A 25,434-nucleotide genomic window follows, 5' to 3' on the forward strand; every position below is an offset into this window, starting at 1 on the left:
TCTTTTGTAACAACTACCAAGAACTACACTCTTATTAGAGAAACAAAGACATACTCAACACTAAATATTTTCTAATTTACTTTGACGCACTTATTCATAACATTTGCATCAGATAAATTGAAAACAGTTTACAACAAACAAACAAAACACAACAACTAGGAGATCATCTTGGGTCAACAACAATTATTACTCGTTATTCTTGTAACAATCATCGTAGGTATTGCGACGGTTGTGGCTATTAATACATTTGGATCAGCTGCTGATTCAGCTAACATCGATGCTGTTCGTCAGGACATCGCAACATTCGCAGCTTCTGCACAAGGCTACTTCATGAAGCCTGAAATGCTTGGCGGCGGTGGCGGTGACTGGGAAGGTATTACTTTCAATACTGTAGCATTCCCAGCTGATGAAGTTGCAAATGCTGGATTAACTGCTGTTAATGCTAATGGTGTTTATACTTTCGCTGCACCAGCTGCTACTGATACTGTATTTACAATTTCAGGCCATCCATCAAGTAGAATTGACGGACCGGTAACAGCTACCGCAACAGCAACTCAAGGAAACGGTCCTTTAATTGCTGAAATTGGACCAGGTGGTATTAACTGGAACTGTGCTACTTGTAGCAACCAGTAAGCCAACTCGTTTTTTACTAACGATGTGAAAAATGGCTCCTTTCTCAGGAGCCATTTTTATATTAAAAAACTTGAGAAATAGCTATGGGCAACAGAGAATTATTACTTGTTATATTAGTTACGGTTTTAGTAGCAATTAGTATTGGTGTTGCTGTACGAACGATACCGGATCAGAAGTTAGTCCCAGCCGAACGGCGATAATTGAAGGTATAAATACTGCAGTAGGTCGATCAATAGCTTATTATGAACGCCCTGAAGTATATGGAGGAGGAGCAAGTTCCTTCGAAAACATTACTTTCAATGATTTATTAATGGATAGCGTTAATGGAAATGGAAGATTTGAACTCACTAATAAAACCCATACTTCATTCACGATTATTGGATATCCAAGTGGAACTGGTCAAACTCCTATCACCGTAATAGTTTATCGCGATTCTGTAAAATGGGTGAATGAATAAGAACCTCTTTTCTATGCTAAGCATTTAGGTTCATACCTTGACCGATTTTTAGATTAAGCCACCCGTATCTTTTCTATAGCTTAATCCAACTTACTATCTTTTAATACTAATGTACTTCGTAATTCATCAGGTCGATTTATGGTCAATCATGATCATGTTCCTGATCTTCAATACCAGACGAACTGCCACTTCCTTCTTTAAACAATTGGCTGTCAGGATTACCACCGGATCTTAGATAGGCAATCAGGTCTCTCAGTTCATCTTCACTAAGTGGATCTATCAGACCTTCCGGCATTTGTGATATTTCTGATTTCTTTATGGAAGCGACTTCCTCTTTATCTGCAATTACAGGAGGTTGATCCGGGTTTCTTGGGTAGATCTTAACTTGTTCTTGCTCTTCAACAACCAATCCTGATACAGTTTTTCCATTGGTCTGGGTGACAATAGAACTGTTGTATTGATCTGAAATAAGCGCATTGGGTTCAATGATATCTTCCAGTAAAACCGGAACAGAAGCTCTCATTCCAACGGAACTTAAATCGGGACCAATATTTCCACCATAACCATTAAAACGATGGCATGATGCACACCCTGTAGCAAAAAAGGCATTCCTGCCATTTTTAAAATTTCTATTGGTAAGGTAATCTGCTACTTCCCCGAGCGCCTCATCAACGGTCCAGTCTCTCCCCGGTCCTTCGGGTGGTTGTACATCAAAAGATGGTTCCTGAATTAAATTTACACCTGTTATATCTGAAACTGCATTGTGTTCCTCTTCACTGGCATTCTGCAAAGCATCTTCACGGATCTTAGTTAAATAGCCTCCATAGCTTGAGCCTCCGGGGGCTTCTGCAGCTTTATTGATAAAGGTGAAATATTCCCGTCTTTGATCTATGGTCCAGCCATCGCGAAGATTTTTCAATAAAAAAGCGTATTTAATTTTACTAGTGGGGGGAGGGTTCTCCAACATTTTTTGAATGGTACCGTCATTGTTGTTTGGTAAACCAACCCAATTCGGTTCGGGATCCTCTTTAGTTTGATCGATAAGATCCATTGCTTTATCAATGACTCTGGTATCTTTGAGATAAACCAAAATTCGAACTAACTCGATGTTTACTCTGTGATCTTCAGTAGGCAGTAACTCAATTAGAGTATCTGTAATTTGTTTCTTTTGATCTGGTTCCGGCTCTCCCAACCTGGTAAATATCAGGGAAATTGAGCGCAGATATCCAAGCTTTTTTTCTTTATCCAGAGTGTTGATATCGATTTCCAGAAGAGATCGGCTTGCCTGGGGTCGATAAGAAACATCCCCTGAACGAGTAAGGGCCATTATCACGGTAATTCTGGCCTGATAATTTTGCTCAGATAACGCTTTTTGATCCCATATACTAACAGGTTGAGATTCAACAGCAAGCCTTGCCGCGTAGCGTATGTATCGGTCATCTGAGTTTAGGTGAGGCCATGCTTTAGCTATAGCTTGGGAATTTATATTTCCATGATATGCTTCTAACTCTTTTCTCAATTCCCTTGCATTTGCAGCTTTTTCATTACGAGGTAATTCCGCAGGCGTAGTGGATTCATTACCGTTATAGATAACTCTGTATAGCTTGGTGTCGTTGGCTCGGCCTCCTGTAATGAAATATAAAGCTCCGTCTGAACCGATAACCGCATCGGTGACCGGTAATTCATTTCCGGTTAAAAACTTTTCAACTTCTGCAGAGTATGATGCTCCCTCAGGAGTAAGATGGAAGGCATATATTGTCCCATAAAGCCAATCAAGTCCATAAAGTGCATGCTGGTATTGAGCCGGAAACTTAGCCCCTGTTCCAAATACCAGACCTGTCGGTGAACCTCTGCCAATATTCACAATAGGAGGCAGGCTGTCTTCATAATACTCTTTCCATTTTCCGCTGCCACTTCTCCAACCGAAGTCACTTCCACTTGTGACATGCAATAATCGGGTAGGGCGGTACCACGGCATTCCAAGATCATACTCCATGTCAGAGTCAAAGGTGAACAGTTCTCCATGAGGACTCACTGCTGCATCGTACTGATTGCGATAGCCTATACTGAACATCTCCCATTTAGAACCATCGGGATTCATGCGGGCGATATACCCACCGGGGGCAAATATTCCACGGGCATTCCCGCGCATATCCCACTGACGTGGCAATAAGATATCTTCATCCCAAGATGGTAATCTGCTGGAAGTGAGCTCAGGAGCAGGGGTATAATTCCCATTTACGATGAATAATCCATCGTTTTCAGGGGTTTTAATTACGCTATGATTTCCATGCTCTGCAAGTTTTTCAGGCCCTCCAATATATTCCATTACATCAAATTCTTCAGTGCCCTTGGTGTCGCGCATCCGAAAAATTCCTTTTCCGGGTACATTTGTATATAAGTGTTCATAGGCAAAAGTAAGTCCGTGAGCCCCGGAAAGCGGCATCAGCAATTCTTTTGTTCTAACATTAGGGAGATCAGAGTCGGTCGATTCAGATATGATAATTCGAAAAAAACCTTTATCACTTTGATCCGATGCTATTAAATGACCATTAGGACCTAAAGTAAGTGATATCCAGGTGCTCTGACTTCCTCTTGGCACTGAATATAATTCTTGAACCTCAAAGCCCGGCAGTGTAATAATTTCCGGACTATCTGAGATATCTTGATCAGAATCTAAGGTTGAGATATCCTGTGAATCAGGATTTGAACTACAACCGGAAAAAATAAAAGTGAGAGGGTAAATAATTGGAGTAAGGATCTTGTAGAAGTTCTTCTCATTGGTGCAGTTTTAATAATTCTAGTTGCGAGGCCTTATTCGCTAAAGTTTTCTAAATAAAATATTCCGGTATTCAACCTTCATGGGAGGCCCAAGGTGTAACTGAAATCCAAGCAAGCCATCTTCCTTCATTTTACTTCCATGATCGGTGCCTATACTCATTACGCGGCCATTTATTACATGTATCAAAGTGTTTTCTTTTGCTATAATTTTATACGAATTCCATCCATCAGTCTCTATATGAGCTAATAGGTCATCTGCATTTCCCAATGAGCCTATTTCATGAACCTGATTTCCTGCATCAATTATTGTAACCTGACCCCTGCGAGCCAGAAAAGCTCTGCCTTTATCCTCATATAATTGTCCGGTATATTCATTGTTCCCATCTATATCTGCCTGGTAGCCACGCAATACAAACTCTTTTCCTTCTACAGTTTCACTTCGATAGTTAATTCCACTGTTACCGCTGTCAGAAATTCTATACTCTAATTTAAGTTCAAAGTCTTCAGTCAGCTCTTCATTCCAGATAAAGAAAGAGTGCTCAATAATGATGTTATCAGGAGTTGTCTCGCCTGTAAGGACTCCATCTTCAAATCGCCAGTGGCTAGGGTTTCCTTTCCATTCATCTAAGGTATTTTCTGTCAAGATCTCACGAAAGCTGTTATCAGGTTGTGATTCAGCTATTTCTTGAGTGCATGTTGAGAAGATCAAGATTGGTATGATTAGAAAATAAATCGATGATAAGTTCTTCATTTCAGAACATAGTTTAATTCAATGATCAGATCATATGCCATCTCTAAAATGGTGATTCGATCAGATCGGTTATTTAGAAGAAAGATCAAATACCTATTCCAAAATTAGGGTGCGAACCGTTGGGATCTCTCCTGTTACATCCGTATATGCGATCATTAACCCTGCACCTAATTCAGTAATATGTGGAAAGCCACTGCTTCTGCTTCGTGAAAGTCCATTAACCGTTTTTGAAGAAAGTTCTTCACCGTCAAGAGTATAAACTTTGATGTTCAATTTTGCTCCATTATCTGTAGGGGAGAGCCAGCTAACCCATATTTTACTTTCAGTAATATTTAGATCAACCCTTCCCAAAGGAGAGTCGTTATCCAAAGAGATTGGGGGTTGAAAATTTTGACCATGATCTTTAGAGATAGCAAACTGAACATGAGGCGTGCCTTCGGCACCGGTAAACCATGCAACAGCAGCTGTATTTCCAGAAGCGTCAACAGCAGGCCCATTTACAGGACAAGCCCCGATCGACCAGTTGTCAGCATGAACAGGTTTTGGCTCCGACCAAACTCCATCAACATAGGAAGTAACATAGATGTCTCTGATCTCTTCATCAGTACGATCTCTATAGGCGGCTAAAAAACCATTCTCGGTTTTTGTGATGGATGTGTTACAACAGTCACAAACTGAGTCATCAATAAGGAATTTCTCCAAAATTTCGGCATTGGTATTAATTATTGCTCCACGTAAAGTCATGGCTTTATTTAAATCAGAATATTCATCGTCTTCGCGATCGTGAGTTTGCCTTCCATCCAGCCAAATTGCAGCGTAGGTAGAATCGGAGGCGGGGGTCATACTCACAAACCCATGCTCGGTGGGGGTATTATCTTGGTGAGAAGTAAAAGCCGGGCTCCATTCCTCATTATATACTGACATATTTATATGATATGCATATGTCCCGCCTACAACTTTATTTAGCCAGTGAGCAGCCATTGGTGAACCATCATTAGCTATTACTGAAGGATAATCTGCCCAGTTCACAAACCAGGTAGAATCAGAAGTAACGGTTTTAGGTTTAGACCAGGTATTGTTGGAGAACGAAGAGAATTTGAGATAGCTCATGTTGTCAACTTCTTCAACCCAACTCATAAATACAGTTCCGGTATTGTCAGTATATAAACGAGGGAGGGAACTGTTTTGGGAAACAGGAGAACTTATTTCATTTACAGTGATCCCATTATTCGGATTACATCCAATTATTAAAAAAATGATCGATAAGCTAAGAAAGAGTTTTGAATTCATGCTGTCTTGTAAATGATTGGTAGGCAATAAATATACCGATTATGTGAAGAATTAAAACTGTAATAAAGTACCATGTCGGTTCTGTGTGGTATGAATTTGAAATCTCAATTCCACGCCATGCGAAAATAATCATTCCAAATAATACAGAATAGAAAAAAATATGATCATTGATAACGGTAAGCACCAGCATGGTAACCAGCCAGGTACTGGTGATCACTGAAAGTAAGATCACTACAACCCATATATCAGAGGGTAAATGAGAAATGCCATAGAATTGAAAGTCCATACGGTGATAAAAAGTGATGATCAGCCGGGCAAAGCCTTCAAAGAAGAGAAGGCCAAAAAAACCAGATATCACAGCGAGGGTTTGTTTCATTGAACGGATTTTTGGTCGGAATTGTAATGACTTCCAGATGATTTACCAAACAAAACTATCACAAATAAGTAATAGTTTTTGAATTGATAAGAACTAAAATTAAAATCTCAAAACTATAAACTATAAAATGCCAGAAGGACCTGAAATTTGGAGAGCTGCGAGTCAGATCAATGATGCCATTGCAGGAAAAAAGATCACTAAACTATTTTTCGCTTTCGATGAACTGAAAAAATATGAAAACCGGCTGGAAGGTTCTGTGGTCAGTTCTGTTGCTCCACGTGGTAAAGCTATTATTACAGCCTTCAATAACGAATTAAATTTATATACTCATAATCAGCTTTATGGAAAATGGATGATCAGCGGAAATGGGGAAGAGCCGGACACTAACCGATCATTAAGGGTCGCTATTCATACTGAGCATTCTTCAGCATATCTTTATTCTGCTTCTGAAATTGAGTTTTTGAAAGATGATGAAATTGAATCTCATCCTTATATAAAAAAGCTTGGTCCTGATGTAGTTGATCCAAATACTGCCTATGAAGAGGTATTGGATAGATATAAAGATGATACTTTTAAAAACCGGAAACTTGCCACATTATTACTCGACCAGGGATTTCTGAGCGGAGTAGGGAATTATTTACGCAGTGAAATTTTATTTTGTGCAAAAGTTGATCCTGATCATCGCCCTAAAGATTGTTCGGAGGAGCAGATCAAAGATCTGTCTCATTATTCCTTAGAGCTTTCTCGCAGATCTTATAAAACCGGAGGTATTACCACCGCTCCGGAATTGGTAGAAGCTTTGAAGCGGGAGGGGGCTACCCGTAAGCAATACCGACATTATGCATACGGAAGAACCGGGAATCCCTGTTATAAATGTGGACATGAGATCAAAGAGATGAAAACAGGAGGAAGAAAGATCTATTTTTGCGAGAACCGACAGAAAGAAAATAAATAATTGTGAAATAAGGGATGCGAATTTGGGGCAGTTCTTTGTATGTTTGGAGTCATTAAAAAAATAAAAACAGACCTATGAAAAAGTTATTGATCTTAGTATTTACTGTTCTTTCAACTGCTCTTTTCGCTCAGAATGAGGAGATTATTCGATTATCTGAACCGGTAGCAGAAACGGAAACTTATGAAGTTTTTGGCGCTGAAGTATCATCATGGAATGAGCCCATCGCTTTAAATGACCTGATCTCAAATGCTGACGTATTCACTGGTAAAGAGATCACCCTGGAAACTGAAGTTGCAGAAGTTTGTGAGAAGAAAGGTTGTTTCTTTATAGCTAATGATGGTAACAATGCTGCTCGAATTACATTTAAGGATTATGGATTTTTTATTCCTACCGACTCAAAAGGAAAAACAGTTAAGCTGATCGGTACATTTGAAGTTAAAACTCTCTCAGAAGATCAGGCAAAACATCATGCTGAAGATGCCGGAGAAAACCCGGATGCCATTCAGGGATCACAAGAGGAGTACTCCATCATAGCTACTTCTGTTTTGGTTCCGAAATCGTAAGTTTTATTACCTTAGAATTTTAAATTATATCAAGATACCTATTCATGCCAGAGAACGACTATTTAGGTGCAGAGCCGACGATTCATTCTACCAAACAATTAATGGAATCTCCCGAAGTGGAGGCTATTGCTAAAAAGGTGATCGAGAAACATAAGATGGAATTTGGTCCGGCCGAGATCGGATATTTCTTGGTCTATCCGAATCTTTCCAAGCAGCGCGCTGCAAAATGTGTGAAAGCCAGCAGGGAAGTAAAGCATTATTCCGGTAACGACTACCTGATCGAAATTTCAGGTGAACTCTGGGATATGCTGGACAATGACACCAAAGAGATGATGTTGTATCATGAGTTGTTGCATGTTGATCCCACCTTTAAATCAAAAACTCAGGAATGGAAGATGACCATCCGAAAGCCTGATTTTGCTGATTTCTATACCATCAACGATAAGTATGGGAATGAGTGGTATAAGACGATACAAGCCACCGCTTCTTCTTTATACGACCTGGACCCTAAGCAGGAGAGTAAGGTCAAACTGTAATTAGGTACAAGGTTCAAGTGGTAAGGTGCAAGAAAAACCTAATTGTTTGATCTTTATTTCTTATTTCTGAAAAGAGGTCATTAAATTTTATTGTAAGGAACTGGATTTTCATGGCTCTAACTGTGAAACGCAAACAATAAATAGAGCTCAATGAAAAATTTTAAAAAACTTATTCTTTGGCAGCGGAGTATGGAGTTAGCGGCTGAGGTTGCAAAGTTAGTTTCTAGATTTCCACATCAAAAACGATTTACTTATAGAGACCAAATAGTGAGGTGCTCAATTTCTATTCCCTCTAATATTGCTGAGGGAAGCAGCAGAAATAGCAGAAAAGATTTTAACAGATTTCTTCGAATATCACTTGGCTCAAGCTTTGAACTTGAAACACAACTTTTGTTGCTAAAGCAGAATGAAATTTTGGATACAAAAATTCTCAAAACAGCTTTTGGATACAATGAAGAAGTTCAAAAAATGCTACAAACACTTTTAAAAAAATAAATCAAAAGTAGGTTAGCAATAGATAAGTAAGTAAAAATAACTTGTGCCTTGTACCTAACCCCTTGAGCCTCAATTCACTTCGTACCCTTCTTTAGCCAGTATCTCTTTGATGCGGTCAACGTGATCTCCCTGGATTTCTATTGTTTTTCCTTTGATAGTACCACCGGTACCTAATTGTGTTTTTAGTTTCTTTTCGAGCTTTTCTATGACCTGAGGGTTATGAGTAATACCCCTGATCACTGAAACCTGTTTGCCCTTGCGTCCTGCGGTTTCCATTTTTACGGTTACTTTCATAATACTCTTTATTAAATTTTGGATTAAAGCGTTTGTGAAGATCGCAATAGAACGAGATTTAGTTTAGGTGTACTTATATGCTTCCGAATAAAGAATAACTACTTTATTTCACAGGGCGAGGGGATAAGAAACTTGATCCATGTACGTGAACATTCTGCAGTTTCCATGCTAATTTTTCGATCAGTGAGGAAGGGGGGCGAAAGTATACAACAGAATCAGCTGTTCGAACAACGGTTCGGTCAAGTTGGTCAAAATCTTTGAACTCCAGAACTACAGGTGCTTTTATGGATTTGACATGTTTGAGAAAGTATTTTTCCTGTGGGGTAGCATATTTAACGATTGAACCGGAATAAGCTGTGTAAGCTCCATTCAGCTGTTCAGCATTTCTAAAAATAATGAGTGGGGCATTTTGGTCAATATCTTCCAGGGCCTTGTCAATATTTTGATATGTTTCTTCTTCATATGCAGTAATAATCTCTGCCAGATCAACTTCAACAACCTCACCAATAACTTCTCGTTTCAATTCATCGAGTGCTGCATTTCTGTTGGTGTGAAAAGGACCGGCAAACACAATAAGATTATGCTTAGATGAATTAAAATTTCTGAATTTTTTTAAAAACTCTTTATAGTTAACACTGTTGTATTCGAAAGTATTATCTGCGTTCATGGCTGTGGTTAAAAGCTGATTTTATATGAGTAGCAAAGGTAGGGCTTACTGCAATTGTAATAAAGCAGAAAATAAAAAAGCATGCTCTGGATGAGCAGGCTTTTCTTTATTTAAAATAAAAGCGATCAATTAGAACTTCTTTTTTCACGCTGACCTGAGATGGTTTTGGTTGTTACACCGCCAGAAGGAGTTTCAACTCTGATTGTAAAACTTCCTTCTGTATCCTGGATATCATCCGGATCGGCATCAGAGACACTAAACGAAAACTGTGTTGTACCTGGACCGGGGGTGAAATAATTTGGTAGTTGTAAGTCTACAATATCACCACTTGCCACCAAACCTGGACCGGTTTCAATTGAAATCTGCGTATTAGCTGCCATAGGGTAACCATTGAGGTCAGTGATGGTAGCATTAAACGTTTGTGTTTGTCCGTTATTAATATCAAAATTATTGGGGGTAACAGTAATAACGGCTGAACGGGTTGTAAGAAGCATTGTGAAGGTATTCTCGATATAGTTGTTGTCTTTGTCGACAGTTTGTGCTGTAACATCAATAAAACCTACACCATCTGGATGATTTTGAGGGCTGCTGCCATTTGCCGATAAATTTACACTTGCATACCCGTTAGCGTTCGTTACCGCGCTTCCATTTACTAATCCTCCATACTCAGATGAAAAATATACAGCTGTGCCTTCTTTGACCGGATTTCCTTTAAGGTCTCCAACACTTGCAGCAATATTATTTCTATAACTTTCATTGATATATCCATAGGCATCAAAATTATATACACGGGGTGCTACAAAAAAGTTGTTGGGGTGGGGGAATCCACTGCTAATAGATACGATCACAGGGGTAGAGCGAATCGTCAATCCAACATCAGGACGCTCAATAACAGCTTCAATACGAACGGTACCAGAAGAGTCGCCGCTAACAAGATTTGAGGTGACTTCTCCCTGGCTATTTGTGAATCTGATTTCAGGAGTGATGTATTCTCCGCCTTCAGGACCTCTGATTATCTCAAAAGAGATTTCATGGTCGCGATCTACTTTACGCCCCGCAGAATCTTTTACTACAAATGTAAAAGTAGTGCTTGTAATACCACCGGTCTCAGCAACATTGATCGTGGTATTACTCATCGGTAATAATTGAATCTGGGCAGGACCGCCGGCTTCACCGCCAACTTCCTGACCACCATCATCTCCGCTTCCTCCGTCGTCACCGGAACCTTGAACGGGAAGGTCGAAATCAACACCCGATATGCTCTCACCCGGAGTTATTCGTACTTCCTCTTCTAAGTCATCATATCCGGTTGCAGAAGCGGTAAGTGTTAAATCTGTAACCCCTTCAACTTCAATACCACCGATATTATACTGACCATTTTCATCAGTTCTTGAGAACAGGTCATTGAGCGCGCCCGGTGCCGTGATCTGAATTAGGGCATTTTCAATCACATCCCCTGATTGAGCATCAAATACACTACCCTGAATAACAGCAGAATCATCATCAGGAGCACAGGAGATGACAACAAATGAAAGTATTAAAAGAGTAAAACAGTACTGTAGATATTTTTACATGACTTTTTTATTTAAAAAGTGAGAACCTGGCGAAATGTTACAGATTCGTTACAGGAATATTGGATTTTATTTTACCAGCTAAAATTATAGATAGTAAATGAATATTAAAATAATTTAATAGGGAGGTGGGATTTTTAGTTGCAAAAACTTAGGAGGTACTGTTCAAATCCGGTTCAGGGATATGTCTCCAAACAACATAGGCCATGACCAGGATCATGACCGTTCCAATAATGGTATTACTTACATACCCACTTTGCACATAGAAGGGGCCGGCTATAGAACCTCCCACTCCATAACCAACTTGACCTATGGCTACCAATAAACTCATCAGGGAGCCACGGTTATCAGACTTTATAAGTTGAGTGGAGAGTGCCTGAAAGGGACTAATGCGCATGGCTATAAGTACCATGGTTAGAAAAAAGACAACGTAAGCTATCCAAAAGTCGGTAATTACATAGGTAGTAATAAGCATTACCAGGGATAAACCAATACAAGAGATAATAATGATGCTTTTACGTCCTATTTTGTCAGAGAGCTTTCCTGCTATTGGTCCTGTGATAACATTGGCTATACCCCCTACAAAAAACAATGACGCAATTTCAGTACCACTAACTCCAAAGGATTCTTCAAGCCAAGTTGGAAGATATACCACATAAACCGAAATACTTAAGAACATTACAACATAAGAGAAAGCAACAGCGCTCACTTCGGGGCGTTTCAACAATACATAATATTTACCGATAGAACCTTTGAAAGTTACTTTGTCGGTGGATAATGTAACGTTGGGTTGCGGTACTTTTATAAGGATTAGAATAAATGTGAGGGCCATTATCCCTCCAAACAAAACGAAAGGAATTCTGAATCCGGAGAGGTCAGCCAATAATGTACCCATTGGAATTCCTAGAATTTGTCCCATGGCAATGCCACTCATTATCCAACCGTTTGCCCAGCCTCTTTTTTCATAAGGGAAATAATCTCCAACATAAGCAACAGCAGCGCCGCTCAAAACACCTCCTGCCATTCCTGCTAAAGCACGAACGGTCATCAAACCCCAAAAAGAATCTACAAAGCCGTGTAAAAATAGAGAGACAGTAATCCCACCGGTACCAATTAATAAGATCTTTCTGCGCCCGATCTTATCTGAAAGAGGTCCCATTATGATCGCAAATACACCGACCATTACCGCATATATAGTAACCAGATTTCCAAGAATTTCTAATGGAGTACCAAGCTGTTCACTTATGCGAGGTAGAATAGGAGAGATAATCATGACTTGACTACTTGCTGCAAATACAAGGAGCCATAAAGCAAAAATTATAATGTAGGGGTTGCCGTCTTGCTGTTTATTCATTTTAAAAATTTAGGTCAAGATAGAGCGCCTTTCTTTAAAAAACAGTAAATATTTGAATAGCTGATTTTAACTTCATTATTAAAAGTTAATTAATGATAGTATGGCTTTTACACTCAGAATTTTTTTACTTAGGCTGTCAGCCTACATCCAAAAGAAATAAAAAGAAAGATTGTCTTATTATTATGCTTATTTCTCAAAATAAATTAGTTTATTATATCATCTACAGAATTTAAAATGGTATATACATATAAAGGCAAATGGCATAATCGGCAAATCAGGAGGTTGTTACATTTATTAGTCTCTCAGCCGATCTTCTAAAGCAACAGTTGCCTTATGATGAAATACTAAACCTTTTGTATGAGGATACTCAAAACAAAAGGATGAAAGAAGTTATTAAAACGATACAAAAAGACCTCAAAGATGGTAAAGAAGGTTCTGAGGTTTATAGTAAGATAACGAAGACGAAGGGTTAGACCTTGAAAGTTTTGAGGATGACCTTGATGATCTTGATTTTGATGACCTTGATGAAGGAGCTGATACCATTGTAGACACCGATATGGTGGATGAATCAGAAACGCCTTCTTCTAACGAGTTACTTCTTTATAACTTATTTAGTTCTGTTGATGCGAAGAGGGTAGACCTTGGGATAAGCATTCCTTCAGGACAAACTATTTTTCAGATTCTTAAAGATGTAGATTTTTCTGATACTAAGAAGAAGGATCTTCAGGTGATAGTGGATGATCGTTTGGAATCCTTGCATGGGATATCAAAGGGAGAGGACTATTATTCTTATTCGGTCAGGGAAGACGGTGCTCTTTTACTAACTTCGATTGATGATGAACCTCAACTCCTGACTCTCATCAACAGAACCTTAGAACTTTACAATGGTAAACTCTTTATTCATGAGATTTTACCTGATGAGATTCTCTTATTAGGGCTTATCAGAGCTAATTATGATCTTGACCCAAACAGTATCACCGGTGTTGTTCAATTTAGTGAGAATTCCACCCGGGTACTTTTTCTAAAGGGGAATCAACTTTGGATTGTTTCTCCTATTATTACTGAGTCTCTCAAGAGTCAGCGTTTTTTAAACACCGTATTCAGTAAGATCCTATTTCAACTTGATACCGGAGAGGTACCTAATCTTGATCGCTTGATCATTTGCAACAACTCTTTAGGTGACGAAGCCATTGAATTTTTTGAAGATCGTTTTCAGGATGTGGATGTTGCCGAATTTCAGTTTTCGGAAGACTTTTTTGAAGCCGAAAATATCAATCCTTCTTCAATTGTCTCTTTTACAACAGCTATAGGGGCAGCATGGTCTGCCTCAGGGTTAAAAAAGGAAGTATTTCCAAAGATCTCTTTCCTACCGAATTATGTAAATGATCGCCAAAAGATCTTTAAGCTACAGTGGCATGGAATGTTGCTGCTTTTATTTATTATGCTTACTCCAATTGTAGCAAATCATTTTTATACCCAGTACGATACTGATATTGATCGACTTCAAGGTGAGATTAGTACTCTGGATGCTCAAATACAGTCTTTAGAGCCTACCGTTCAACGATACAATCAGATAAGTAATGAGTTAAGTCAAATTCAGTCAAAATTAACTCTTTTGAGTGAATTAAATGAAGGTACATTACGATGGTCCATAAACCTTGACCTTATTAATCGCGGGATTGAAGACGTAAATTCGATTTGGCTGACATCGCTAACGCCAGTTCAAAATAATAATATTGAGATCAATGGTTACGCGATCTACAGAGACAGGATCCCTGAGCTGGCAAGTTTATTTAATACTACTACTTTGTTAAACGTTAGATCAGACGAGATCAGAGAAAAGGAAGTATATAAGTTTGTATATATTATTAAAGACTTCTTTGAAAATGAAGAGATATATACACCGGAAAGTGTGCAAGGCATACGTGAACTAATAGGGAATTTACATTGTCATACGCAGTCAGAAATACCATTATACTGTTAGTTGCTCTTCTTATCATTGCGGGAGGGGCTTATGGATATATAACATTCTTTCAACTTCCTGAACTGGAACGACTTGAATCAACTTATACCGAAAAGCAGGAAGATTTCAATGAAAAGAAAGCAACTAGTGATGCCTTTCCTCAGCTAAACGAGACTTATCAAACAGCCTTATCTATAATCGAGAATTATGATAAATCATTATATCCAGCCCCGCAGGCGGATGATGTTTTTGATTACTTAAATTATATAAGCAATAGCAGCCCTTCATCTAAAGTATATTTCGATTTTGCATTTACTGATTCAACAACACAGGATCAATATGGAATAATACGCTCAGATATCAATGGCTATGGCCGATACCGTAATGTTGTCAATTTCATTAACAAAATTGAAAATAGTCAGCTTTTAAATAAAGTTACCAGTCTTGAATTTACGCCTGCCGGGGGCGATGGAGAAGAGCTCGATGAAATTAATTTCTATTTTGTTCTCGAAAGTTATTTTGAGAGAATTTCTATTCAACAAGTTTCTGGGGATGTCAACCAAATAGCAATGAATGAAGAAGTTTCTGTATACAATCCATTTTTTCCATTGATACAGCCGTCCATTCCTCCTAATGTTGATAATTTAATAAACGTTGAGGAAAGCCGATTGATAGGATTGACAGATTCAAGAGTATTTATAGTAGATCAGGCAGGAAATATAACATCCTTGAGAAAGGGTGATCAAGTTTATCTCGGTGTATTAGAATCAATAGACCTAAGAAATAAATCTGCTACTTTCAATTTAAATAAAGGCGGCATTACGGAATTAGTTACCTTGGAGACAGAGCAATGAAACCCATGAAAGAAATACGATATAAACTAGGCTTGTTTTCCATTTTTATAATGGCTTTTACCTTTATGGCCGTTATTCCACAACACGTTTCAGCTCAGATCATTGACCCACTCAGAGAGTATACAAATCCTGATGAAATTGTAGCTTTCAATAAGAATACGACCTACAATGAAGCAATTGAGATTATAAATACTTTTGCTCAGGAGTATGAGAATAAATTTATCATTGATAAATCAGCCTATAGCGGTGAGATTGGTGTTAATCTGCCGGCCATGCATTGGAAAGATGCACTTGAATACATCATGAGATTCCAAAATCTGGAATTGACTGAATATGATGAATTCTATGAAATAACAGTACCGGAGACTGAGACAACACAGAATATTTCCGGAGCTGGTGGTGGACAAGCCGGCGGAGGGCAAGGTTCCGGATCAATGGGTAATGCATTAGCTACTACTCAAACTCGTGAAATCCGTATAAATGCTACCTTTTTCGAAGGTAATAAAAGAGCACTACAGGAAATAGGAATCGATTGGTCTACATTGACAAGTGATGCTCCTGATAATGTGAGCGATTTTGTTGGTGGAGACGGCCAGGAATCTGTTCCATCATCAGATCTTAGCGATCAATTTGTAGCTATTAATTCATTCAATGCTGCAAACGTATCACAGAATGCGTTTAATGCTTTGGTTAATTTAGGAGAATATGGCCCAGGTATCAGTGTTCAGGCCCTTTTTAGAGCCTTTGAAGCGGATAACCTTGGTAAAGTATTAGCGACTCCGTCTATAAAGGTTGTAGATGGCCAGGAAGGTAATATTCAGGTTGGACAGGATTTTTCTATTAAACAGCGTGATATTGCCGGAAACGTTACCGATAACTTTGTGAGTACAGGTACGATCCTTACGGTAACTCCACAAATCATAACTCAAGGTGACACCTCATTTATATACTTAGACCTTGCTGTGGAAAGATCAACAGCACAGCCTGATGTAGTAAGTACTATAGTAAACAAGCAGTCGGCACAGACTTCTGCTATCCTTTTGAATGGTGAATCTACTTATGTGGCTGGACTTTACCGTACCGAGGAAACTGAGGTTAGAAGAGGAGTGCCAATATTAAAAGATCTTCCGGGTTGGTTTTTTGGTCTTAAATATTTGTTTGGTTATAACTCCAGTGATTTTCTTGAGAATGAATTGATCATTATTGTTCAGGCTGAGTTAATAGAACCCGTATCGAAACGTGTGGCCAATAAAAAGTTAACAGCACGGGAAGTTCTTAATAACACAAGAGATGAGATGCGAACTAATTTAGATCGTGTATTTGAGCCGGAAGTTTTTTCTACTTCAGTTTCAGACGAACCTGAAGTAACAGAAACTGAGCCGGTAACTCCACCTCAAGAAGAAGTAATGGAGGATACTACAACTACGGAAGTTGAAGAACCATTAGAAACAAAAGAACAACCCGTGGAGCCGGCTGAAGACTTAACTATTTCTGTAGACCGTCCTGAGCTTATGGTTGTAGTTCCAAAAGCATTTTCATTGGAAGAGTACCTTGAATATCAGGCAAATGGAAAGGAGGTAGAATCTGATGATGCCTCTGATCTTAATTACTTTATTATCGGTGGATCATTCCTGGTTCCTAGAAACGCAGAGAATTTTAAGCAAATGCTTGAAGACCAGGGATACGAAACCCGAATTCTTTTTAATCCGGAAACTCGATTTAATTACGTAGCCTTTGAAGCATATAAGGATTACGAAACGGCGAGAGAACGTACACTAGAGATCAGAAGTACTTTCAATGATGAAGCCTGGATCTTCCAACTGCCATCAGAGCAGGAATAAGATCAGGTTGAAGAGTGTTGTTTCAGGTATTGAATAGATAATCTGTTAAAAGCCCCGGGGCGTTCAACATTACAAACGTGGCCACAGTTTTCAATAACTTGTAGTGTTGAATTTTTATGTTTCTCTACGATCTGTTTTACAGGGGGGAGGAACATATGATCTTCACTTCCCATCACATAAAGCATAGGTGATTGTATTTCCTTTTCTTTGAAATATCTCAAGAGCGGGTTGACTTCATTGGTTAGTTTGAACCATCTTAAAAATTCTTTTTGGTAAAGTTTTTTAGCTTCTCTTATAAATAAATTTCTGGATTTAGCATGTCTTTTTCGAGGCATGATGATCCAGGCAAAAAATTTATACAGCCACATATAAGGGATAAACCGTTTGAACATATGTCCTAAAAAGACAAGGATACGTGAACGTATATTCAATCGAGTTATAGCACCGCATAATACAGCTGATTTAACCCGGTCAGGGGCAATTTCCCCAATCGTCCTGATAATGATGGTACCTAAAGAAACACCAATGAAATGTGCTTTTTCAATTTTTAAATGATCCAGGACATCCAGGATATCCTTACTGATAAATTCAAAGGAATAATCCTCTTCATAATATTTCTGTAAAAGATCTTTCGATTTACCGTGTCCGCGAAGATCTATAAGCAATACATTAAAGTGTTTCTTAAAATCTCTAAGCTGACTGAACCAGATAGATGAGCTGCCTCCGGCACCATGCACAAAGACAACCCAGTCGCTCTTGTCAGAAGATTTATATTTTTTGTAGTAAAGCATATATAAAGATTACAAATATTTCCGATCTAAGTAAATGAGTTCTGTCAACTTTACAAATCGATACACAAACTAAACAATTTGTGAATACGGACTTAACAATCAAGGGGTATTATCAATAAAAACCTCTTACTATTTTTGTTATGCAAACACTTCTGTCCCAAACACAAAGAGCTAAGCAATCGTTTAAGTTACTTCATCAGTTCAAGCCTATTAAAAGTACAAAGTACACCGTTAGACTCCCCGAAAATACATATGATATTGAGCAAGCTTTAAGATTAAGGTATAAGGTATTTAACCTTGAGTTGGGAGGGGGCTCGTCAACATCTTATAAAACGGGCTTAGATAGTGATGGTTTCGATGCTTTTTGTGATCATCTCCTAGTTGTTGAAAATTGCACAAATGAAATTGTAGGTACTTACCGAATTCAAACATTTGAAATAGCTGAACAAGGAATTGGTTTTTATTCTAATATTGAATTTAATATGGATTCTTTACCCGGAAGCTATCTTAGAAATGGAATTGAATTAGGAAGGGCTTGTATCGCATCTGAACACAGAAATAGTCGGGTTTTATTTCTGCTGTGGAAAGGGATCGCTAGATATATACTTTTAAAAGATAAACGCTTCTTATTCGGGTGTTGCTCTTTGAATTCGGTGAACCCAGAGACTGGATGGAACCTATATAGTTTTTTAAAAGAACAAAATTATTTACACACAAAGTATTTGGTGCCTGTTAGAGAAGAGTATCAATGTGAAAGTAAAATTGTAGCTAACATCGAACATGTAGATATTCCCATACTTCTAAAAATGTATTTAAAAATAGGTGCAAAAATCTGTAGTCCACCTGCCATTGACAGGGAATTCAGAACAATAGATTACATGATTCTGTTAGACGTGAAAATGCTAAATAATGAAACAAAACACCTGTTTTTCAATGATAATTGATTAATTTCTGCCCATGAAGTTTTTAAGGGCCATTATTAAACTAGTTTTATTTCTAACGGTAACTCTGATCATGTATAGTCTGATTATGATTTCCCTTTTGGGAAAAGCTGTCGGACTTAATTACGACAAAGCACGTGGTTATTTACTGAGAAAATGGGGAAGATTATGCTGTTTGGTATTAGGTATCAAATTGGAAATTAAGGGAGATCCACCCGATCCACCTTTCTTACTGGTTTCAAATCATCTAAGCTATGTCGATGTCTTTATATTGTTTTCCAGACTTCGTTGTCTATTTGTGGCAAAAAGTGATGTTAAAAAATGGCCTGTTATAGGTTTTATCATTAAAACCTGTGGCATCCTCTTTATCGACAGGCACCGAAAAAGAGATGTTCCAAGAGTAAATAACCTTATCTCAGAGAACATAAACGAAGATCAGGGTATCATCCTTTTCCCGGAAGGGACAACGAGTCCGGGCTTTGAGATACTGCCATTTCGTACTTCACTTTTAGAATTCCCTGCTGCCCATAATTTTCCTGTATCCTATGCAGCAATTTCTTACGCTCTAATTGTAATGGACAATAACACAGTTTATGAGAAGGTTTGCTGGTGGGGTGATACTCCTTTTTTTGTACATTTTTTTGAATTACTTAAGATGAAAGGTTTTAAAGCAATAATTCACTTTGGTAATGAATCTGTTATTGAAGACGACCGTAAGCGTTTAGCAGAGAAGTTACACCAAAGAGTTCAATACTCATTTGAACCTGTAATTAAAAAGAAAGATTTTTTGGAACAACACGATGAATTTGAACCTTTATCATTTTAGGTAATGAATGAGAATTGAGGCTGTTATTCTGGTTTTTCTTGGACTGCTTTCTCTGATTAGAGTAGAAACCTTTGCAAATAATGGTAATGCCCGAGAATTGCATCTATTTCAGGATTCTCTTTCTATCAATACCCTGACTCAGCCTCAGGACACTTCCAAAATAAGTAATGATTCCCTGGAAAAGCTTGTTCCATATCTGGACGATGTAGATGCTGATTCTCAGGATGAGCTCTATGCCACTTATGTGCTACTTATTGCACTATCTACTTTTCTAAGTGAAGACCTTGCAGCCATTGGGGCAGGACTTATGGCGGCCAATGCGATGATTCCTTTTTGGCCTGCTGCTTTTGCGGTTATTATTGGGATTTTTATTGGTGATTTCTCTCTATACCTGGCCGGTAGATGGGTGGGGAAGCCCATACTTAAACTTCCTCCTTTTAAATGGATGATCAAAGAGGAGACTCTTGATGCTTCTGTAAAATGGTTCAAAAGCAGGGGGCCATATATTCTCTTTGCCAGTCGATTTATACCCGGAAGCAGAATGCCTGTGTATATTTCAGCAGGTATTTTAGACACCGGGTTCTGGACATTTATGTTCTATTTTGGAGGAACTGTATTACTTTGGACCCCGATCTTTGTATGGATATCTATGCTAACAGGTCATGAGCTTTTGGCTTTCTACGAAAAATATGACCAATATGTCATTTGGGTGATCTTTGCTGCATTATTGGTGTTCAATGGACTCTATAAAATTATTCCGCTTATGCTGACAGCAGCTGGTCGTAGGGTTATATGGAAGAAATTCCGACGTTTATTTCGGAAATGATCTTTTAAGATCATTAAAAACAAAAAAAGCCCGAATCGACAGATCCGGGATTTTTTTTTGATTTAAAGAACAATTAAACTGATTCAATAATTGAATTCAGGGTTTTACTTGGGCGCATAAATTTAAATACAAGGTCACGGTCTGGCCAATAATATCCTTTGATATCCTGAGGACTTCCTTGTGCTGAAATAAGCTCCTCGTTGATCTTGGATTCGTTTTCCTTGAGCTTCTGCATTACTTCCTGGAATCGTTTAGACAACTCTGCATCATTCGATTGTTCCGCTAATGCTTCAGCCCAATACATAGCCAAATAAAAATGACTTCCACGATTGTCATGCTCATTCACTTTTCGTGAAGGGGACTTGTCGTTTTGGAGGTATTTGGCAGTTGCTGTATCCAAAGTTTCTCCAAGGATCTTGGCTCGGTCATTATTGAATGTCTTACCAAGGTGATCGATTGAAACAGCCAGCGCCAGAAATTCTCCCAGTGAATCCCAGCGAAGATGGCCTTCATCAAGAAACTGCTGAATATGTTTAGGAGCAGATCCACCGGCACCGGTTTCAAATAAACCACCGCCATTCATAAGAGGTACAATAGAAAGCATTTTTGCACTCGTTCCAACTTCTAGAATAGGGAAGAGGTCAGTGAGGTAGTCGCGCAATACATTTCCGGTTACGGAGATAGTATCTTTTCCTTCTTTGATGCGCTCCAAAGAAAAACGCATGGCTTTAACAGGCGACATTATATGAATTTCAAGATCTTTGGTATCATGCTCAGGAAGATATTGATTAACTTTGCTGATGAGCTCTGCGTCATGAGCCCGGTCTTCATCAAGCCAGAATACAGCAGGGTCTCCTGTTTCACGGGCTCTTCGAACGGCTAAACCAACCCAGTCTTTGATAGGATCGTCTTTTGTTTGACACATTCTCCAGATATCGCCTTCCTCTACAGCGTGTTCAACAAGAGTTTCGCCAGCCTTATTAACAACTCGGACCGAGCCGTTTTCCGGGATCTCAAAAGTCTTATCGTGTGAGCCATATTCTTCAGCTTTCTTTGCCATTAACCCAACATTGGGAACACTCCCCATTGTGGTAGGGTCAAAAGCTCCGTGTTCTTTACAGAAGTCGATCACTTCCTGATAAATACCGGCATAGCTACTGTCCGGGATAACGGCTTTGGTATCCTGAGTTTCATCATTCTTATTCCACATCTGTCCGGAAGTTCGAATCATAGCGGGCATAGAAGCATCGATGATCACATCACTTGGAACATGCAAATTAGTAATTCCTTTATGGGAATTAACCATCGCCAGGTCAGGACCATTTTCATAGCATTTTTGAATATCTGCTTTGATCTCTGCTTGCTTTGCTTCCGGCAGCTCCTTGATCTTGGATTCGATATCCCCAAATCCATTGTTTGGATCAACACCCAATTCCTGCAGTGTTTCCCTGTGCTTTTCAAACACATCTTTAAAGTAAACACGTACTGCGTGTCCAAAGATGATGGGGTCGGAAACCTTCATCATTGTGGCTTTCATATGGAGTGAGAACAGAACTCTTTTTTCTTTAGCATCTTTAATTTCATTCTCCAGAAAACTGACCAACGCTTTCTTGCTTAGGGCAGAGGCATCGATTACTTCACCGGGAAGAAGGGGGGTACTTTCTTTCAGTACAGTAGTATTACCTTTTGAGTCTACAAACTCGATCTTTACGTCATCAGCATTGTTAACAGTAACTGATCGCTCCGAAGAAGCGAAATCATGGTCACCCATAGTTGCTACATGCGATTTAGAATCCGAGCTCCATTCACCCATGGAATGTGGATTATTTCGAGCATATTCTTTTACGGCTTTTGGAGCACGACGGTCTGAATTACCTTCTCTTAAGACAGGGTTTACAGCGCTTCCTTTAACTTTTCCATATCGAGCCTGAATTTCTTTTTCCTTGTCATTTTTAGGATCTTCAGGGTAGTCAGGGATCTTATATCCTTTAGACTGAAGTTCTTTGATCGCTTCAACCAACTGTGGAATTGAAGCACTGATATTTGGAAGCTTCATGATATTTGCTTCCGGCTGTTTCGCCAATTCTCCCAATTCAGCAAGGTCATCAGATACTTTTTGATCATCTTTGAGATAATCAGGGAAGTTTGCGAGAATACGTCCGGCTAATGAAATATCTTTAGTTTCGAGATTTACCCCGGCTGCTTTTGTGTAGGCTTCAACAATAGGCAGAAAAGAATGAGTGGCTAAATAAGGTCCCTCATCAGTAATAGTGTAAAAGATCTTGGCTTTATCAGTGCTCATTTTCAATAATTAATTTTCAGTTTTAATTAACTTGAAGAATCGAAATTAGCTCAATTTCGATACAATAATATCGGGCAAAGAGTTTACAAATTTTACAAGCAAAAGAACATCAAACAAAGAACATTGAATTATTCAGTTTGAAGTTGCTTCCTGTTACTAAATAATAATCATGAGATATTAGAAGTTCCTTGCTTGATATTCGACATTCTCCACTTGGAATCCATATATTGAGAGTCGATAGGTTAGCCTACTTTGTTAGCCTTCTAAAGCCAATAAAAATGAGGTGTTGTTATGATCAAACCAATGTTCGGCTTCCGGCCCAAACCTAAGAAATTCGATTACCCGTTTCGATATTATGACCCCGAAAAGGACGAAAAGGAAAAGAGGCGCAAGCGAATTAAATTTGAGACACATACTCGTCGCAGACCGGCACAATTTACACGAATTGTGTTTTTTGCTGCTTTATTAGCCATCATCGTTTACCTAATTTCACTTTAAAAATATAGATCATTTAATTGAGCGACACGCATATCAGCGATTCCATTATTCATCAACTGCCGCCCGAAATAAGCAATAAAATTGCGGCCGGGGAAGTCATACAGCGACCGGCTTCGGTTGTAAAAGAACTTCTTGATAATGCCATTGATGCCGGAGCCGACCAGCTTAAGATCCTGATCCAGAATGCGGGACGTACGCTTATTCAAGTTTCCGATAATGGATGCGGAATGAGTAAGGAAGACCTTCCGCTATGCTTTGAACGACATGCCACTTCTAAGATCAATTCTGTTGATGATCTCTTTAAAATTCGTACTCTTGGCTTTCGCGGAGAGGCAATGGCTTCCATAGCTTCCGTATCTCAGGTTACCGTAAAAACCAAACGTGCCGGAGATGAGAATGGTTGGGAATTTGAGGTCTGGGGCGGTGAAGAACGTGAGATCAAACCCACTGCTACAGATGATGGTACAACCATAGCAGTCCGGAATTTATTTTTTAATGTACCGGCCCGCAGGCAATTTTTGAAAACCGACGTTACCGAGCTTAGGCACATTCTAAGAACGATCCAATATGCTGCTCTTGCAAGCACAGATGTCGCTTTTTATGTGGAAGCGGATGGAGATGTTATTTATGACCTGCCAATTCAAGATCTTAAAGATAGGGTAACACAGATTTTTGGCAGTTCTTATAAGGCCAGCCTTATAGAGTTTGGTGAGGAAACAAGCTATGTGAAAATTCATGGTTTTGCTTCGGATCCAAAACTGGCTAAGAAAAGTCGGGGAGAACAATTTTTATTTGTGAATGGCCGCCCTTTTCAGCATCGTTATCTTACACATGTAATTCTAAGCTTGTATGATGCGTGGACAAGGAATAATGAATATCCTTTTTACGCACTTTTCTTTGATATTGATCCTTCCAAGGTCGATGTGAATGTGCATCCTGCAAAAATGGAAGTTAAGTTTGAGGACGAACGCAGTGTAATTCAGCTTGCCCGTTCAGTTGTGAACAGGGCTTTAAACAAACACTTTCAAGTGCCGGATATTCAGCCCAATGAAGACACCTTTTTGAGTGATGACCCCACCAAGGGATTTGATTCCGGTTTCAGTTTCAACCGCCCAAAGACTTCCCAGGGAGAAGGAGGAGGGTTCCATATGTCTTCCCGGATTAATAATCGGTCTGATACAGTAAAGGGCAGAGGTGGTGAGTTTTCTGAGCAATTGTATGGTGGACGTACCTTTCAGCAAGGAAATGAAGAGGATGATCTGCAGACTTTCCAGTCTGGGACAGAGCCGAAAGATAATGTTACGCAGGATAAAGGGTTTTGGCAGCTACATAACACCTATATCCTTACTCAAACCCGTACCGGATTGACCGTTATAGACCAGCATTTGGCTCATAAGCGCATTATCTACGAAAAGGCGATCAATGCTACTGAAGAAGCACTTCCAAGCACTCAGCAGCTGTTATTTGCGCAAACATTGGAGCTTTCAGCTTCAGATTATACCTTACTGAAAGAACTTCACTCTATCATTCAGCGAATGGGGTTTTCCGTTCAGCTCTTAAGTGGCAATACCGCTATGATAAATGGAGTTCCGGCCGATATAGAGATCGGTAATGAAGAGGAAGTTCTGATCTCTATGCTTCATCAATATCAGGAGTTGGGGCAAAAGGTAAAGCTGGAAGCTCGTGAAAAACTGGCAATCGCTTTTGCCGCAAAGGCTGCTATCCCAAGAGGAAAGAAATTAACCGAGCTTGAAATGGAATCATTGGTAGATCAATTATTTGCTTGTGAACAGCCATATCTTGACCCTTTGAAGAAGCCTACCATCAGTTATATTCCTCTGGACGAAATCCAAGCTCGATTTAGGTAAT

Annotated in this window: 23 protein-coding genes; 13 read left to right on the forward strand and 10 right to left on the reverse strand. The window is 39.0% G+C overall.

Features of this window, described 5'->3' with window-relative positions; genetic code table 11:
- Positions 1-168: 168 nt before the first annotated feature.
- On the forward strand, positions 169-633 hold the full coding sequence (locus ACFSVN_RS06895; protein ID WP_390300388.1) for a hypothetical protein: 465 nt from the start codon (positions 169-171) through the stop codon (positions 631-633).
- Between the two features lie 310 nt (positions 634-943).
- Positions 944-1,090, forward strand: coding sequence for a hypothetical protein (locus tag ACFSVN_RS06900; protein WP_390300390.1), 147 nt, complete (start codon positions 944-946; stop codon positions 1,088-1,090).
- 142 nt (positions 1,091-1,232) lie between these two features.
- On the opposite strand, the gene ACFSVN_RS06905 is transcribed toward ACFSVN_RS06900, so the two are convergent.
- The 4 genes from ACFSVN_RS06905 to ACFSVN_RS06920 form a co-directional block, all read right to left on the reverse strand.
- Complete coding sequence (locus tag ACFSVN_RS06905) at positions 1,233-3,692, reverse strand: c-type cytochrome (protein ID WP_390300392.1); 2,460 nt, start codon at positions 3,690-3,692, stop codon at positions 1,233-1,235.
- Positions 3,693-3,911: 219 nt separating this feature from the next.
- Positions 3,912-4,580 (reverse strand): 3-keto-disaccharide hydrolase, encoded by a 669-nt coding sequence (locus ACFSVN_RS06910; protein ID WP_390300394.1) that lies wholly within the window; start codon positions 4,578-4,580, stop codon positions 3,912-3,914.
- A gap of 135 nt (positions 4,581-4,715) precedes the next feature.
- Positions 4,716-5,912 (reverse strand): hypothetical protein, encoded by a 1,197-nt coding sequence (locus ACFSVN_RS06915; protein ID WP_390300396.1) that lies wholly within the window; start codon positions 5,910-5,912, stop codon positions 4,716-4,718.
- A complete protein-coding gene (locus ACFSVN_RS06920; protein ID WP_390300397.1) occupies positions 5,890-6,288 on the reverse strand; it encodes a hypothetical protein in 399 nt (132 codons plus the stop codon). Before ACFSVN_RS06920 ends, ACFSVN_RS06915 begins: the two co-directional genes overlap by 23 nt.
- Before the next feature lie 127 nt (positions 6,289-6,415).
- Here ACFSVN_RS06920 and nei point away from each other — a divergent pair, with 127 nt between their 5' ends.
- From nei to ACFSVN_RS06940, 4 genes are all read left to right on the forward strand, one after another.
- Positions 6,416-7,243 (forward strand): endonuclease VIII, encoded by an 828-nt coding sequence (gene nei / locus ACFSVN_RS06925; protein WP_390300399.1) that lies wholly within the window; start codon positions 6,416-6,418, stop codon positions 7,241-7,243.
- 74 nt (positions 7,244-7,317) lie between these two features.
- Entirely contained in the window at positions 7,318-7,806 is a 489-nt protein-coding gene (locus ACFSVN_RS06930) for a DUF4920 domain-containing protein (RefSeq protein WP_390300401.1), read from the forward strand.
- Positions 7,807-7,850: 44 nt separating this feature from the next.
- Complete coding sequence (locus tag ACFSVN_RS06935) at positions 7,851-8,342, forward strand: putative metallopeptidase (RefSeq protein ID WP_390300403.1); 492 nt, start codon at positions 7,851-7,853, stop codon at positions 8,340-8,342.
- A 150-nt stretch (positions 8,343-8,492) separates the two neighbouring features.
- The gene (locus ACFSVN_RS06940; protein ID WP_390300405.1) at positions 8,493-8,837 is read left to right on the forward strand and encodes a four helix bundle protein; all 345 of its coding nucleotides are present in this window, start codon (positions 8,493-8,495) and stop codon (positions 8,835-8,837) included.
- Between the two features lie 69 nt (positions 8,838-8,906).
- On the opposite strand, the gene ACFSVN_RS06945 is transcribed toward ACFSVN_RS06940, so the two are convergent.
- The 4 genes from ACFSVN_RS06945 to ACFSVN_RS06960 form a co-directional block, all read right to left on the reverse strand.
- Complete coding sequence (locus tag ACFSVN_RS06945) at positions 8,907-9,131, reverse strand: translation initiation factor (RefSeq protein WP_390300407.1); 225 nt, start codon at positions 9,129-9,131, stop codon at positions 8,907-8,909.
- Between the two features lie 103 nt (positions 9,132-9,234).
- A complete protein-coding gene (locus tag ACFSVN_RS06950; protein WP_390300409.1) occupies positions 9,235-9,798 on the reverse strand; it encodes a hypothetical protein in 564 nt (187 codons plus the stop codon).
- 125 nt (positions 9,799-9,923) lie between these two features.
- Complete coding sequence (locus ACFSVN_RS06955) at positions 9,924-11,336, reverse strand: carboxypeptidase regulatory-like domain-containing protein (protein ID WP_390302309.1); 1,413 nt, start codon at positions 11,334-11,336, stop codon at positions 9,924-9,926.
- A 184-nt stretch (positions 11,337-11,520) separates the two neighbouring features.
- On the reverse strand, positions 11,521-12,723 hold the full coding sequence (locus ACFSVN_RS06960; protein ID WP_390300411.1) for an MFS transporter: 1,203 nt from the start codon (positions 12,721-12,723) through the stop codon (positions 11,521-11,523).
- Positions 12,724-13,279: 556 nt separating this feature from the next.
- Between ACFSVN_RS06960 and ACFSVN_RS06965 the strand changes: the two genes are divergently transcribed.
- From ACFSVN_RS06965 to ACFSVN_RS06975, 3 genes are read left to right on the forward strand one after another with little or no spacing between them, the layout of a single operon-like run.
- Positions 13,280-14,707, forward strand: coding sequence for a PilN domain-containing protein (locus tag ACFSVN_RS06965; protein ID WP_390300413.1), 1,428 nt, complete (start codon positions 13,280-13,282; stop codon positions 14,705-14,707).
- A complete protein-coding gene (locus tag ACFSVN_RS06970) occupies positions 14,671-15,540 on the forward strand; it encodes a hypothetical protein (RefSeq protein ID WP_390300415.1) in 870 nt (289 codons plus the stop codon). Before ACFSVN_RS06965 ends, ACFSVN_RS06970 begins: the two co-directional genes overlap by 37 nt.
- 5 nt (positions 15,541-15,545) lie before the next feature.
- A complete protein-coding gene (locus tag ACFSVN_RS06975) occupies positions 15,546-17,381 on the forward strand; it encodes a hypothetical protein (protein ID WP_390300417.1) in 1,836 nt (611 codons plus the stop codon).
- Positions 17,382-17,383: 2 nt separating this feature from the next.
- Here the strand turns inward: ACFSVN_RS06975 and ACFSVN_RS06980 are convergent, their stop codons facing one another.
- Positions 17,384-18,172 carry an alpha/beta fold hydrolase gene (locus ACFSVN_RS06980; RefSeq protein WP_390300419.1) on the reverse strand — a complete coding sequence of 263 codons (789 nt, stop codon included), beginning with the start codon at positions 18,170-18,172 and terminating at the stop codon, positions 17,384-17,386.
- A gap of 140 nt (positions 18,173-18,312) precedes the next feature.
- Here ACFSVN_RS06980 and ACFSVN_RS06985 point away from each other — a divergent pair, with 140 nt between their 5' ends.
- The 3 genes from ACFSVN_RS06985 (at position 18,313) to ACFSVN_RS06995 (ending at position 20,765) form a co-directional block, all read left to right on the forward strand.
- Positions 18,313-19,116 carry a GNAT family N-acetyltransferase gene (locus ACFSVN_RS06985; RefSeq protein WP_390300421.1) on the forward strand — a complete coding sequence of 268 codons (804 nt, stop codon included), beginning with the start codon at positions 18,313-18,315 and terminating at the stop codon, positions 19,114-19,116.
- Positions 19,117-19,201: 85 nt separating this feature from the next.
- The gene (locus ACFSVN_RS06990; protein WP_390300423.1) at positions 19,202-19,939 is read left to right on the forward strand and encodes a lysophospholipid acyltransferase family protein; all 738 of its coding nucleotides are present in this window, start codon (positions 19,202-19,204) and stop codon (positions 19,937-19,939) included.
- A gap of 7 nt (positions 19,940-19,946) precedes the next feature.
- Complete coding sequence (locus ACFSVN_RS06995; protein ID WP_390300425.1) at positions 19,947-20,765, forward strand: DedA family protein; 819 nt, start codon at positions 19,947-19,949, stop codon at positions 20,763-20,765.
- A 73-nt stretch (positions 20,766-20,838) separates the two neighbouring features.
- On the opposite strand, the gene ACFSVN_RS07000 is transcribed toward ACFSVN_RS06995, so the two are convergent.
- The gene (locus ACFSVN_RS07000; protein ID WP_390300427.1) at positions 20,839-23,067 is read right to left on the reverse strand and encodes an NADP-dependent isocitrate dehydrogenase; all 2,229 of its coding nucleotides are present in this window, start codon (positions 23,065-23,067) and stop codon (positions 20,839-20,841) included.
- Between the two features lie 515 nt (positions 23,068-23,582).
- On the opposite strand from ACFSVN_RS07000, the gene mutL reads away from it, so the two are divergent.
- Complete coding sequence (gene mutL / locus ACFSVN_RS07005) at positions 23,583-25,433, forward strand: DNA mismatch repair endonuclease MutL (RefSeq protein WP_390300429.1); 1,851 nt, start codon at positions 23,583-23,585, stop codon at positions 25,431-25,433.
- The last annotated feature ends 1 nt before the right edge of the window (position 25,434 follow it).

The sequence above is a fragment of the Gracilimonas halophila genome (assembly GCF_042684365.1).
Lineage (GTDB): Bacteria > Bacteroidota > Rhodothermia > Balneolales > Balneolaceae > Gracilimonas > Gracilimonas halophila.

Bases quoted from the DNA above. Each gene is read 5' to 3' on its own strand.
- ACFSVN_RS06915 (WP_390300396.1), bottom strand. From the start codon at position 5,912: ATGAATTCAAAACTCTTTCTTAGCTTATCGATCATTTTTTTAATAATT.
- nei (WP_390300399.1), top strand. From the start codon at position 6,416: ATGCCAGAAGGACCTGAAATTTGGAGAGCTGCGAGTCAGATCAATGAT.
- ACFSVN_RS06935 (WP_390300403.1), top strand. From the start codon at position 7,851: ATGCCAGAGAACGACTATTTAGGTGCAGAGCCGACGATTCATTCTACC.
- ACFSVN_RS06965 (WP_390300413.1), top strand. From the start codon at position 13,280: ATGGTGGATGAATCAGAAACGCCTTCTTCTAACGAGTTACTTCTTTAT.
- ACFSVN_RS06995 (WP_390300425.1), top strand. From the start codon at position 19,947: ATGAGAATTGAGGCTGTTATTCTGGTTTTTCTTGGACTGCTTTCTCTG.
- ACFSVN_RS06960 (WP_390300411.1), bottom strand. From the start codon at position 12,723: ATGAATAAACAGCAAGACGGCAACCCCTACATTATAATTTTTGCTTTA.
- ACFSVN_RS06945 (WP_390300407.1), bottom strand. From the start codon at position 9,131: ATGAAAGTAACCGTAAAAATGGAAACCGCAGGACGCAAGGGCAAACAG.
- ACFSVN_RS06985 (WP_390300421.1), top strand. From the start codon at position 18,313: ATGCAAACACTTCTGTCCCAAACACAAAGAGCTAAGCAATCGTTTAAG.
- ACFSVN_RS07000 (WP_390300427.1), bottom strand. From the start codon at position 23,067: ATGAGCACTGATAAAGCCAAGATCTTTTACACTATTACTGATGAGGGA.
- ACFSVN_RS06940 (WP_390300405.1), top strand. From the start codon at position 8,493: ATGAAAAATTTTAAAAAACTTATTCTTTGGCAGCGGAGTATGGAGTTA.
- ACFSVN_RS06990 (WP_390300423.1), top strand. From the start codon at position 19,202: ATGATTTCCCTTTTGGGAAAAGCTGTCGGACTTAATTACGACAAAGCA.
- ACFSVN_RS06930 (WP_390300401.1), top strand. From the start codon at position 7,318: ATGAAAAAGTTATTGATCTTAGTATTTACTGTTCTTTCAACTGCTCTT.
- ACFSVN_RS06950 (WP_390300409.1), bottom strand. From the start codon at position 9,798: ATGAACGCAGATAATACTTTCGAATACAACAGTGTTAACTATAAAGAG.
- ACFSVN_RS06980 (WP_390300419.1), bottom strand. From the start codon at position 18,172: ATGCTTTACTACAAAAAATATAAATCTTCTGACAAGAGCGACTGGGTT.
- ACFSVN_RS06900 (WP_390300390.1), top strand. From the start codon at position 944: ATGGATAGCGTTAATGGAAATGGAAGATTTGAACTCACTAATAAAACC.
- ACFSVN_RS06920 (WP_390300397.1), bottom strand. From the start codon at position 6,288: ATGAAACAAACCCTCGCTGTGATATCTGGTTTTTTTGGCCTTCTCTTC.
- ACFSVN_RS06975 (WP_390300417.1), top strand. From the start codon at position 15,546: ATGAAAGAAATACGATATAAACTAGGCTTGTTTTCCATTTTTATAATG.